The 11,671-nt window shown below is 68.1% G+C and carries 14 protein-coding genes; 2 read left to right on the top strand and 12 right to left on the bottom strand.

The genetic code is table 11. From position 1 onward, the window contains the following. Positions 1-74 precede the first annotated feature (74 nt). The 11 genes from DFP88_RS08425 to hspQ form a co-directional block, all read right to left on the bottom strand. Positions 75-458, bottom strand: coding sequence for a hypothetical protein (locus tag DFP88_RS08425; protein WP_110814208.1), 384 nt, complete (start codon positions 456-458; stop codon positions 75-77). A 121-nt stretch (positions 459-579) separates the two neighbouring features. Then, positions 580-1,329: an amino acid ABC transporter ATP-binding protein gene (locus DFP88_RS08420; protein WP_110814207.1), complete on the bottom strand. Its 750-nt coding sequence runs from the start codon at positions 1,327-1,329 to the stop codon at positions 580-582. An 80-nt stretch (positions 1,330-1,409) separates the two neighbouring features. Beyond that, positions 1,410-2,726 carry an amino acid ABC transporter permease gene (locus DFP88_RS08415; RefSeq protein WP_110813978.1) on the bottom strand — a complete coding sequence of 439 codons (1,317 nt, stop codon included), beginning with the start codon at positions 2,724-2,726 and terminating at the stop codon, positions 1,410-1,412. 1 nt (position 2,727) lies between these two features. Next, entirely contained in the window at positions 2,728-4,002 is a 1,275-nt protein-coding gene (locus tag DFP88_RS08410) for an amino acid ABC transporter permease (RefSeq protein ID WP_245904740.1), read from the bottom strand. 119 nt (positions 4,003-4,121) lie between these two features. After that, on the bottom strand, positions 4,122-5,144 hold the full coding sequence (locus DFP88_RS08405; RefSeq protein ID WP_110813977.1) for an amino acid ABC transporter substrate-binding protein: 1,023 nt from the start codon (positions 5,142-5,144) through the stop codon (positions 4,122-4,124). A 228-nt stretch (positions 5,145-5,372) separates the two neighbouring features. Continuing rightward, a complete protein-coding gene (locus DFP88_RS08400) occupies positions 5,373-6,080 on the bottom strand; it encodes an ATP12 family chaperone protein (protein ID WP_110813976.1) in 708 nt (235 codons plus the stop codon). A gap of 10 nt (positions 6,081-6,090) precedes the next feature. Then, positions 6,091-7,134 (bottom strand): RluA family pseudouridine synthase, encoded by a 1,044-nt coding sequence (locus tag DFP88_RS08395; protein ID WP_110813975.1) that lies wholly within the window; start codon positions 7,132-7,134, stop codon positions 6,091-6,093. Then, on the bottom strand, positions 7,131-7,487 hold the full coding sequence (locus tag DFP88_RS08390) for a fluoride efflux transporter FluC (RefSeq protein WP_110813974.1): 357 nt from the start codon (positions 7,485-7,487) through the stop codon (positions 7,131-7,133). The genes DFP88_RS08395 and DFP88_RS08390 overlap by 4 nt, the downstream gene beginning before the upstream one ends. Before the next feature lie 106 nt (positions 7,488-7,593). Then, positions 7,594-8,241, bottom strand: coding sequence for a pseudouridine synthase (locus tag DFP88_RS08385; protein WP_110813973.1), 648 nt, complete (start codon positions 8,239-8,241; stop codon positions 7,594-7,596). A 245-nt stretch (positions 8,242-8,486) separates the two neighbouring features. Then, positions 8,487-8,963: a GAF domain-containing protein gene (locus DFP88_RS08380; RefSeq protein ID WP_110813972.1), complete on the bottom strand. Its 477-nt coding sequence runs from the start codon at positions 8,961-8,963 to the stop codon at positions 8,487-8,489. Positions 8,964-9,141: 178 nt separating this feature from the next. After that, positions 9,142-9,468 carry a heat shock protein HspQ gene (hspQ, locus tag DFP88_RS08375; RefSeq protein ID WP_110813971.1) on the bottom strand — a complete coding sequence of 109 codons (327 nt, stop codon included), beginning with the start codon at positions 9,466-9,468 and terminating at the stop codon, positions 9,142-9,144. Between the two features lie 202 nt (positions 9,469-9,670). On the opposite strand from hspQ, the gene DFP88_RS08370 reads away from it, so the two are divergent. Next, a complete protein-coding gene (locus DFP88_RS08370) occupies positions 9,671-10,255 on the top strand; it encodes a transglycosylase SLT domain-containing protein (RefSeq protein ID WP_110813970.1) in 585 nt (194 codons plus the stop codon). A gap of 36 nt (positions 10,256-10,291) precedes the next feature. Here the strand turns inward: DFP88_RS08370 and DFP88_RS08365 are convergent, their stop codons facing one another. Next, a complete protein-coding gene (locus tag DFP88_RS08365; RefSeq protein WP_110813969.1) occupies positions 10,292-10,903 on the bottom strand; it encodes a LolA family protein in 612 nt (203 codons plus the stop codon). Positions 10,904-11,156: 253 nt separating this feature from the next. On the opposite strand from DFP88_RS08365, the gene dps reads away from it, so the two are divergent. Beyond that, the gene (gene dps / locus DFP88_RS08360; protein ID WP_110813968.1) at positions 11,157-11,642 is read left to right on the top strand and encodes a DNA starvation/stationary phase protection protein Dps; all 486 of its coding nucleotides are present in this window, start codon (positions 11,157-11,159) and stop codon (positions 11,640-11,642) included. The last annotated feature ends 29 nt before the right edge of the window (positions 11,643-11,671 follow it).

Raw genomic sequence — 11,671 nt, 5'->3', positions numbered from 1 at the left:
TCATCGAGACGAGACAGTATATCGGGCCGGTCACCACCGCCGACCCGTATGGCAGAGATCGAAAGCCGAAGGTACTAGAGCTCGATGCCCTCTGGCGCCTCCTGCTCGGGCGCCTCCCGCTCGTCCCAGGGCACCCACTCGGGCGCATCCTCGCTGCGGCGGATGACGATATCGCCATCCTCGGTCAGCTCGGGCAGATCGTAGTTCGCGATGTCGTCGACACGGCTCAGCACCCGCATGAGCGCCGGCCCCATCTCGCTGATCAGGGCCTGAAGATGCGGCCGCGCCTCCTCGGCCAGCCCCTCCATGCCCTCGAGCGCGGGCCGCATCTGGTTCATCATGCCCTGGAAGAACATCTGCGCGCCCTGCCCCATCAGGTCGAAATCGTCCCCCTCCTCCTGCGCGGCGGCAGGCGTGGCGGCAAGGGCGATCAGCAGGGCGAGGGCAGCGTGTTTCATGGGCATGATCTAGGGGCAGGACCCGCCAGGAAAAGCCCGCCCCCTTCTTGTCTTTGAAAATATCCCGGGGGAGGCCGCGCGCCAGCGCGGGCGGGGGCAGCGCCCCCTGCCCGGCCCGGCCTCAGTGCCCGAGGATCTGGCTCAGGAACAGCTTGGTGCGCTCGGACCGCGGGTTGCGGAAGAACTCGTGCGGCTCGTTCTGCTCGACGATCTGGCCCTGGTCCATGAAGATCACCCGGTTCGCGACCGCTTGGGCAAAGCCCATCTCGTGCGTGACGCAGAGCATCGTCATCCCCTCCTCGGCGAGCTCGATCATCGTGTCGAGCACCTCCTTGATCATCTCGGGATCGAGGGCCGAGGTCGGCTCGTCGAAGAGCATGATGCGCGGGCGCATGCAGAGCGACCGGGCGATCGCCACGCGCTGCTGCTGGCCACCCGAGAGCTGGCCGGGATACTTGTCCGCCTGCTCGGGGATCTTGACCTTGCGCAGGAAATGCATGGCCGTCTCCTCGGCCTCCTTGCGGGGGGTCTTGCGCACCCAGATCGGCGCCAGCGTGCAGTTCTCGAGGATCGTCAGATGCGGAAAGAGGTTGAAGTGCTGGAAGCACATCCCGACCTCGGAGCGGATCTTGTCGACGTTCTTGAGGTCGGAGTTCAGCTCGGTCCCGTCGACGATGATGTCGCCGGACTGGTGCTCTTCCAGCCGGTTGATGCAGCGGATCAGCGTCGACTTGCCCGAGCCGGAGGGGCCGCAGATCACTATCCGCTCGCCCCGGTGCACGGTGAGGTCGATGTCGCGCAGCACGTGGAAGCTGCCGTACCACTTGTTCATGCCGGCAATGCGGATCGCGACCTCGTCGGAAATCTGCATCTTGGCGGGATCACCGTGCAGCGCCGCATCGGCGGGCGCGTCGGGATGAAGGGCTTGATCGGTCATGAGCGGTATCCTTGTCAGTGGCCGCGCTCGAGCTTGCGCTCGAGGTACATCGCGTAGCGCGACATGCTGAAGCAGATCACGAAGAAGAGGGCGCCGACGAAGATGTAGGGCTCCCAGTAGATGCCCTTCCAGGCGGTGGTCTGGCGGATCATGTCGGTCACGCCCTTGAGCGGGTCGCGCAGCCCGATGAAGACCACCAGCGTGGTATCCTTGAAGAGCCCGATGAAGGTCGAGACGATGCCGGGGATCGAGATCTTCAGCGCCTGCGGCAGGATGATCAGCCGCTGCGCCTTCCAGTAATCGAGGCCCAGCGCATCGGCCGCCTCGTACTGCCCGCGCGGCAGGGCCGCGAGGGCGCCGCGGATCACCTCGGCGATATAGGCCGCGGCGAAGAGCGTCACCATGATGATGACCCGCAGGATGATGTCGAAATCCGAGTTCGGCGGCAGGAAGTAGTTCAGCAGCAGGGATGCCGTGAAGAGCAGCGTGATCAGCGGCACGCCGCGGATGAACTCGATGAAGCCGACGCAGAGGTAGTGGATCAGCGGCAGGTCGCTGCGCCGCCCCAGCGACAGAAGCAGCCCCAGCGGCAGCGACAGCGACACGCCGGTCACGCCCAACACGAAGGACAGGAGGAACCCGCCGAAGGCCGCCGATCCGACCGGGCGCAATGCGAGGGGGACGAGGCCCTGCAGGTCCTGCGCCGCATCCCCGGCCAGCAGGCCCCACCACAGCACGGGCACCAGCACCGCGACCGCGGTGGCCACGATGGCGCCGAAGCGCGGCAGAACCAGCCGCAGCGCGCCCCAGCCCAGGGCGAAGCCGACAAGCACCATGACAGGCAGCCAGATCGTCCCGCCCCAGAGCAGCCAGTAGGCCAGCGCCGGGTAAAGCGCCGAGAAGATCAGAAGCTTGCGCGGCAGCGACAGGTAGAGGACCGGCGCGATGGCGACCAGAAGCAGCACGAAGGCCAGCGTCGGGCGCCAGAAGATGTCCTGCGGGTACATGCCGAAGATGTACTGCGGCCAGCGCTCGCGGATCATCGCCCAGCAGGCGCCGGTGACGCCCTCGCCGTAGCGCTCGATCACGATGTCCCGGCATTCGCGCAAGGAGTCGGCGTTCCAGACGCCGCGCAGCATCCACGGCAGGATGCTGGCGACCAGCCAGATCGCCGCCGCGGCGCCGAGGATCGTCAGGATCGTGTTGAACCAGCCCGAGAACAGGTTCTCGCGCAGCCAGAGCGGCACGCCGCGCTGGCGGGCCGGCGGCTCTGCCTCGGGGAGCATGCTCTTGCGGACGAAGGGGACGGTCTGGGCGTGAACATCGCTCATCTCAGCGCTCCTTCAGGCGGACGCGGGAATTGAAGACGTTCATCCCCGAGGAGATGAGCAGGCTGATGATCAGGTAGATCGCCATGAGCAGCAGCATGCATTCGAGGCCGCGCCCGGTCTGGTTCAGCGTGATGCCTCCCAGCGTGCCGCGCAGGTCGAGGTAGCTGGCCGCCAGCGCCAGAGAGGAGTTCTTGGTCAGGTTCAGGTACTGCGAGATCAGCGGCGGGACGATCACCCGCAATGCCTGCGGCAGGATCACCAGCCGCATCGTCCATCCCGGCCGCAGGCCAAGGGCGAAGGCGGCCTCGCTCTGCCCGCGTGAGACGGCCAAGATGCCGGCCCGCACGATCTCGGCGATGAAGGCACCGGTGTAGAGCGCCAGCGCCAGCGTCAGCGCGACGAAGCCGTTCGAAAGCTGGATGCCGCCGCTGAAGTTGAAGCTCGTGATCTCGGGGACCTGGATGTAAAAGCCCATCGCCCAGAGCGCCAGGATCACCGGCACGAAGAGGATCAGCAGGCTCTGCCACCAGGTGGTGGGCCGCTTGCCCGTCTCCGCCTGGATACGGGTGGCGCGGCGCCCGAGATAGCGCACCGCCAGGATCGAGGCGATCAGGATCAGCGCCAGGATCAGGAAGCCGCCCGAGAAGTTGACGAAGCCCAGATCGATGCCGCCCGGCCCGCGCGAGAGCAGCGGCGTCGGCATCGTGGTGTAGCGGTTGGTCACGGCGAAACTGCCGAGGAACATCGAGGCATCGGCGGATTGGCCCGCCTCAACCATCGCCGGCGTCAGCCTGTAGGCATTGGGCGCGGGCGTGGCCTCCTTCAGCACGGCGAACAGCATCAGGATCCACAACAGCACCGGGATGTTGCGGAAGACCTCGACGTAGACGGTCATCAGCCGTCCGACGAGCCAGTTGTTCGACAGGCGCAGCACGCCCACCAAAACCCCGACGATGGTCGCCAGGATACAGCCGACCAGCGCCACGAGCAGCGTGTTCAGCAAGCCGACGACCAAGGCGCGCCAATGGGTGTTGTCGGCGCTGTACTGGATCAGCGAGGGGGTGATCTCGTAACCGGCGCGGCGACCGAGAAAGTCGAAGTCCAGCGTCCGTCCAAGCTGCGCGAGGTTAGTGAAGAGGTTGTGCAGCAGCCAGCCGATGCCGGCCATGACCAGCAGCAGGACGACGATCTGGATGGTGATGGAGCGATAGCGGCTGTCGTACAGCAACATCGAGGGCCGGAACACCGGGCCGATTTGGGATGGGCTCGCGGCCATGGCAGACCCCTTGTCGCAAAGTGCCTGGATACAAGGCATCGCGGCACTGCCGAGGCGGCGCGCCAGCGAAGCCGGTCTGGGGCGTCCGGGCGCGCGCGTGGCGCGCCCGGTGCGTCAGGTTAGCGGAAGGGCGGCGCGTAGAGCAGGCCGCCGTCGGTCCACTGCGCATTCAGCCCGCGTGCGAGGCCGATCGGGGTCGATTCGCCGAGGAACTCCTCGAAGATCTCGCCGTAGTTGCCGGTGGCGCTGATGACGTTCACGGCCCAGTCGTTGTCGAGGCCCATCATCTGGCCGAGGTCGCCCTCGACGCCCAGAAGGCGGCGCACTTCGGGGTTCTCGTTGTCGGCGCTCGCCATCTCTTCGACGTTGTCGGAGGTGACGCCCAGCTCTTCGGCGGCGATCAGAGCGTTCAGCGTCCAGGCGACGATGTCGGTCCAGTCGCTGTCGTTCTCGCGCGTGGCAGGGCCAAGCGGCTCTTTGGAGATGATCTCGGGCAGGATGATGTAGTCATCCGGGTTCGGGAAGGAGGCGCGCGTCGCGGCCAGGCCCGAGGCATCCGTGGTGTAGGCATCGCAGCTGCCGGCGAGGAAGGCCTGCTCGAGCTCGGCGTTGGTCTCGCCGCTCTGGGCGGTGAAGGACATGCCGTTGGTGGCGAAGTAATCCGCGAGGTTCAGCTCGGTCGTGGTGCCGGACTGGATGCAGATCGTGGCGCCGTCAAGCTCGGTCGCGGAGCCCACGCCCATGTCGCTGCGGACCATGAAGCCCTGGCCGTCGTAGTAGTTCACGCCGGCGAAATCCATCGCCAGGTCGACGTCGCGGCTGTAGGTCCAGGTCGTGTTGCGCGACAGCATGTCGATCCGGCCCGAGGTCAGCAGGTCGAAGCGGTCGGTGCTGGTGGTCGGCACGTAGGAGACGGCCGAGGCATCGCCCAGAACCGCCGCCGCGACGGCCTTGCACAGCGCCACGTCGAAGCCGGTCCATTCGTTGTCGGCGCCCTGTTCGGCAAAGCCGGTGAGGCCGGTGTTCACGCCGCAGACCAGCTCGCCCCGGTCCTGGACCGTCTCGAGCGTGGATTGGGCGGACGCCCCGGTCGCGGCCAGACCGGTCACGGTCAGCGCGCCGAAGAGTGCGGAATACTTCATGGAAACCTCTTCCTGAGTTCGATGGTCCCGACCCCCTGTCTGGGGGCCATGTTTATTATGGTGCGCCCGTTTCGGGCGAGTGCTTCGGGGATCTTGCTGCCCCCGTGCCAAGACAGGTTGCGCGAATAATCGCCAACAGGTCAAGACATGTGCAACTCATCCCGCTGGCCGAAGCAAGCGGGAGGGTTCGCCTTCAGGACGAACTACAATCTGTGATTGGGCAAATGCTCAGTCGATGAGCAGATAAAACCGGGCCGCGTCCAGAAATGCGGCGCGGCGATAGGCCGTGGTCGCCGCGGCCTCCTCGTCATCGCCCCATTGAGCGATCTGCCAGTCCTCGTCGACGCGCGACAACTCCCAGGCCTGACTTGGCGTCAGGCGCTGCTCCGTGACCGCGAAGGCCAGCACGAGAGAGCCCGAGAGGGCCACGAGATCGTGGAAGGCGGCCAGCCGGAACGAATCCATCGCCTCGACCCGGGCGGCGAGGGCACGAAGCGCGCCGGCGTCCTGCGCCACGGGCATCAGGCCCTGCGCCAGCTGCAGCCGCGCCCCGAGGGCCTGGGCGGACCACTCGAGCAGCGGGTCCCAGGCCTCGGTCTGACGCTGCACCAGCCCCTCGGGCGCCTCGGCGCGGTAGCACAGAAGATCGGTCTCGCCGTAGCCGGCCAGCATCTCGGCCACGGCGCCGTGCTGCGGCGCGACGCGGTCGATGGCGGAATTGGCGGTGCGGGTCGCGGGCATGGTCGCGGGTTCGATCCGCTCGCCCTGCGCCTGCCACTCCTCGGCGACAAGGGCCGCGGTGGCCTCACTCGGCAGGACCAGCGGCGCCTTGGCCGGCGTGCGCACCCCGCGGCCGTCCAGAACGACGGTCCAGCCGCCCTCGGCCTCGACGACCTTCGCCTCGGTCCAGAACCGTTTCGGAGCCCATTCGGCCATCGCGTTCTCCTCAGTCGCCGGGAGTGAAGGGGTCTTCGGGGGCGTATTTCACCTGCCAGCCGACATAGTCCCAGGTGCGGACCATGTGCTCGGGCAGCGGCGCGGTGATCTTGATCTGCGCATGCGTCACTGGATGCTCGATCGACAGGAAGCGCGCGTGCAGGTGCATCTTGCGGCTCAGCTCGCCGCCCAGCGAGGCGCCCCAGCCCTCGCCCAGGTTCTCTTGGCCCGATCCGCCGTACTTGCCGTCGCCGATGATCGGATGGCCCATCTCGGCCATATGGGCGCGCAGCTGGTGCGTGCGGCCGGTGATCGGCTCGAGCGCGACCCAGGCCGCGCGGCGGCCCAGCCATTCCATGACCGAGTAATCGGTGACGGCGCGCTTGGCGCCGTAGGTCTTGTCCAGATCGTCGGGATGGACGGCGCGCATCTTCTCGCCCTCGCCGCCCTTGCCGTGGCCCGGCGCCTTGACCAGCGCGTATTTCACGGTGCCGTTCAGGGGCTGCGGCACGCCCCCGACGGCGGCCCAGTAGATCTTGCGCGCCTCGCGGTGGCGCAGGTTCTCGGTCAGGGCGCGGGCGATCACACGGGTGCGCGCCAGAAGCAGCACGCCCGAGGTATCGCGGTCGAGGCGGTGCACCAGCCGCGGCTTGTCCTCGTAGCCGAAGCGCAGCGCCTCGGCGAGGCCGTCGACATGCCGCGTCACGCCACTGCCGCCCTGCGTGGCGAGGCCCGGCGGCTTGTTGATGGCGATGATGTGCTCGTCCCTGTAAAGGACGGCGGCCTTCATCATCTCCTCGTCGGCGCGGGAGATGCGATAGGCCTCGGCCGGGCGGTCGGCGATGTCGTCGGGCACGGGCGGGATGCGCACGCTCTGCCCCACCTCGAGGCGGGTCGCGGGTTTCACCCGCCCGCCGTCGACGCGGATCTCGCCCTTGCGGCACATCTTCTCGATGCGCGTCTGCGGCAGGTGCGGATGCAGCCGGCGCAGCCAGCGGTCCAGCCGTTGATCGCCCTCGTCCGGGCCGACCTTGCGCGTTTCGACACCGCTCATGGCAGGGCCCTCCCAATCCAGAGGCCGGCACCGCAGGCCAGCAGGCCCAGCCCGACCGAGGCCGCGACATAGCCGCCGGCGGCGGCCAGCCGGCCGTCTTCCAGCAGCCGCAGCGTATCGAGCGAAAAGGCCGAAAACGTGGTGAAGCCGCCCAGCAGCCCCGTGACCAGACCCGGCCCCCAATGCGCCAGCCCGCGCGCGTCGAGCTGCACGAAGAGAAGCCCGATCGCGAAGCTGCCGATCAGGTTCACCGCCAGCGTACCCAGCGGAAAGGCCAGTAGCTGGCCCGCGCCGTAGCGCAGGCAGGCGCCGATACCGCCGCCGATGGCGATCTGGAGAAGGGACAGGGTCATGGGGGCGCATGTCGGGCGCCGGGCGCGGGAAGTCAATCGCCGGAGTGGGGGTTTCGCACCCCCACACCCCCGCGGGATATTTCCAAAGAGAAGAAGGGGGCGCGGTTCAGAACGGGGCGGCGGCGCGAAACCGCATGCCGCGGCCCCCGTCGGGATGGCGCAGTTGCAGCACCTCGGAATGCAGCATCAGGCGCTCGTGCGCCCGCGCGGGGCCTGTCGCGTAGAAGGGATCGCCGAGAATCGGGTGGCCGAGCGCCAGCATGTGCACCCGCAGCTGGTGCGAGCGGCCGGTGCGCGGCATGAGCCGGACCCGGCTTTCGCCGCCGCCCTTTCGCAGCAGGCGCCAGTCGGTCTGCGCCGGGCGCCCTTCGTCGTGGTCGACCTTCTGGCGCGGGCGGTTCGGCCAGTCGACGATCAGCGGCAGGTCGACGGTGCCGGTCTTCTCGGCCATCTCGCCCCAGAGGCGGGCGACATAGGTCTTCTTCGTCTGCCGCTTCTCGAACTGCAGGCCGAGGTGGCGCTGCGCATGGGGCGTCAGGGCAAAGACCATGACGCCCGAGGTGTCCCGGTCCAGCCGGTGCACCAGTAGCGCCGTCGGATAGGCCGCCAGGATGCGGGCCATCAGGCAATCGGCGAGATGCGGGCCCTTTCCGGGCACCGAGAGGAGGCCGGAGGGCTTGTTGACCACGAGGATCTCGTGGTCCTCGTGCAGCACCTCGAGCGGGCCACGCGGCGGGTCGTAGACGTCATCCATGCCCCTGCCCTAGCGCATCGCGGCGCCGGGGGCATCCCCGGCCGGGCGGCTAGGCGACCGCCGCGACCATCGGGCCCAGGGCGGCGAAGCAGAAGGACAGGGCCAGCAGCGCCGGCAGCAGAATTTCGAGGTGGCGGGTCATCGCGATCTCCCGGGGCGCGGGCGGAGGTGCCGGCCCTTCCCTGCCCGGATCGCATGGCCGCGGGCGCCGCGCCTTGACCCAGATCAAGGCGCGGCAGAGCCCCTCAGGCAAGGCGGCCGAAGACCTGCCGCAGGATCGCGTTCAGAGCGGCGGCATCGCGCGCATCGAAGGCGGCGGGACGGTCGCTGTCGATGTCGAGAACGCCGATCAGCCGGCCGCTGCCGGTGAAGACCGGCAGCACGATCTCGGAGCGGGTGCTGCTGGAGCAGGCGATATGGCCGGGGAAAGCCTCCACGTCCTCGACGATCTGCACCTCGCCGGTGCGGGCGGCGGCGCCGCAGACGCCGCGCGCGAAGGGGATCGTCAGGCAGCCGTGGCCGCCCTGATAGGGGCCGATCTTCAGAAGCTCCGGCGCGGTGACGCGGTAGAAGCCGGTCCAGTCGAAGCGGTCGTCGGCATGGTGCAGCTCGCAGGCGAGGGTCGCCATGAGCGCGACCTCATCGTCCTCTCCCTCGGCGAGGGCGGCGATGCGCGCGGCAAGCTCGGCGCCGTGCAGCGGCGTGACGGTATCGTGATTCATCTGCAATCCATCCTGCAATGGCCCCGAAGGCGCCACCAAGCGGTCATGCAGGCGCCCATCTGCCGGGGTTAAACAGGTGCAGGGTCGAAAGACCATACCGGCGCCGCACCACATTGCCCCCACAGGGTGCGGCGCCGGCGCTTCGGCCCCCGCCGGTTCAGCTCCGCCCCCCGCCCCGTCAGTTCAGTTGCGCCTGCCGCGAATAGGCGCCGTCCTCGAAGGGGCCGAACATCCCCTGCAGATCGGGGTGATCCACCGGCTCTCCGGAATAGTCGGCCATCAGGTTCTGCTCGGAGACATAGGCGACGTAGTAGCTTTCGTCCGTCTCGGCGAGGAGGTGATAAAAGGGCTGCTCGCGCTTGGGGCGGCTGTCCTCGGGGATCGAATCGTACCACTCTTCCGAGTTCGAGAAGGTCGGATCCACGTCGAAGACCACGCCTCGGAAGGGGTGGCGCCGATGACGGACCACCTGTCCGATGTTGTACTTGGCCCGGGTCTGCAACATGTCATCGCCTCCTTTGTGCCAGATAGAAGGCCCGGCGGACAAAAGTCCACCACGGGGCGGCCGCAATGGCCCGAAACAGACAGTCGTTCCCTGCCGGACAGTCGCCGCGGCGGCGCAAGCCCGCCGCCTGCGGGCATCGGGCGTTTTCATGCGCCGCCGGATCGGGTAGAACCACGGCAAAAGAAAACGTCGCGAGGGGCAGATGAGCAGTTACCTCCGCGCGGTCATGCTGTTGCTGATCCTTGCCGGGTGCGGGCCGCGAAACTTCGCCGCCCCGCGAGAGCTGGACAACGCCTGCAGCATCGTCGCGCAGCATCCCGAATACCTGCGCGCCTTCCGGGCGACGGAGCGCCGCTGGGGCGTTCCGGTGCCGGTGCAGATGTCCATGCTGTACCAGGAAAGCAAGTTCATCGGCGATGCCCGTCCGCCGCACCGCTGGACGCTGGGGGTGATCCCCGTGGGGCGGCAATCCAGCGCCTTCGGCTATGCCCAGGCCCTCGACGGCACCTGGGAGGAGTATCAGGAGCGCGAGGGCGGCCGCCGCCACCGGCGCGACAACATCTTCCACGCGACGAACTTCATGGGCTGGTACATGACACAGACCCAGGCCGAGCTGGGGATCCCGCTGGGCGATACCTACAACCAGTACCTCGCCTACCACGAGGGGCGCGCCGGCTATGCCCGCGGCAGCTACCGCGCCAAGGCCTGGCTGGTGCAGGTGAGCGGCGCCCTGGCGGAGCGGACGCGGCTTTACGATTCGCAGCTGCGGGCCTGCAACCGCCGCTGAGGGTACCGGCCGCGCTGGACGCGGCCGGCCACCGGATCAGTTCTGCCAGTCGTTCATCTCGGCCCGGATGTTGAACTCACGGTCGGAGATGCCGACACCGGTCGTCATGTCGTTCAGAACCACCGTCGTCTCGCCGCCGCCGTTGTCGGTGACGACCCATTGCCGCAGCTCGACCGGATCGGCCGTGAAGACCATGCGGATATTGCCGTATTCGGGATGGGCCGGATCCTGCGCCGTGACGCTGGTCGTCGTCCCGTCAGAGCTATGGCCCGTGACCATGCCCGAGCGCGACAGATCGACGTTCCGCTCGAGGATGATGCTCAGCGGGGTCTGGCTGAGGGGGTAGCGCTCGGGCGGCTGGTTCGAGCGGGCGTCGAAGACTGCGACCTGCCCGCCACCGGCGATCATCATCGACTCGTCCCCCTGATACTCGAAGCGCACGCGGCCGGGGCGCTTGATGTAGAGCGTGCCGGTCTGCAGCGTGCCGTCGGCGTTGATCTGGGTGAAGCCGCTCTGCGCGGTCTGAAGCTGGTTGAGATAGCCCGAGATCTGCCCCAGCGACAGCTGCTGCGCCGCCGCCGGCAGCGCCGCAAGCGTCAGCGCGGCGGCGAGGATCGCGCGCGAGGCGCGCACCGGGAATACTGTCATGGATCGGCTCCTTGGTTCGTGTCGGTCGGGTTGCGCCTGATGCGGCGGCCTGCTGCGTCAGATGGGGTCATCGCGCCGCCGCCGCCACCGAAAAGCGATAACGCCGCCCTCACGTGCCGCCACGCTGCCGATGTCAGCCGATAACCGACGTGAATCTGCGCCGGGAACCGCCGGCGGGGGCAGGCTCTTGTGCAGGTGAAGCGGGGCCGCCGAGCGTCCCTGCCCCGACCTACCAGCCGATACGGAGACACCCATGCCCGAAGCATTCATCAGCGGAGAAGACGCCCAGACCCGCCACAAGATGGTGGACCTTCTGAACGCCAGCCTCTCCGAGACCATCGCCCTCACCCTTGCCGTCAAGCAGGCCCACTGGAACCTCAAGGGCCAGGGCTTCATCGGCGTGCACGAGCTGCTCGACGACGTTGCCGAGCGCCTGCGCGAGAGCACCGACACCATCGCCGAGCGCGCCGTGATCCTTGGCGGCCTTGCCAAGGGCACCGCCGAGGTGGTCGCCGAAGGCGCCAAGATGGAGGCCTATCCGACCGAGATCACCGCCATCGAGGAGCACGTCGAGGCGCTCAAGGACCGTTTCCTGAGCGTGGGCGAAGTGGTGCGCAAGGCGATCGAGGCCGCCGACGAGGCGGGCGACGACGATACCGCCGATCTCTTCACCGAGGTCAGCCGCCAGATCGACAAGGATGCCTGGTTCATCGGCGCCAACAGCCCGAAGTCCAAGTAAGCCCGAAGCGCCGGGGGCCAGCCCCCGGA

The organism is Pseudoroseicyclus aestuarii (assembly GCF_003217255.1).
Classification (GTDB): domain Bacteria; phylum Pseudomonadota; class Alphaproteobacteria; order Rhodobacterales; family Rhodobacteraceae; genus Pseudoroseicyclus; species Pseudoroseicyclus aestuarii.
The sequence above is the reverse complement of the archived record's forward strand: the minus strand, read 5'-3'. Positions and strand labels throughout refer to the sequence as shown.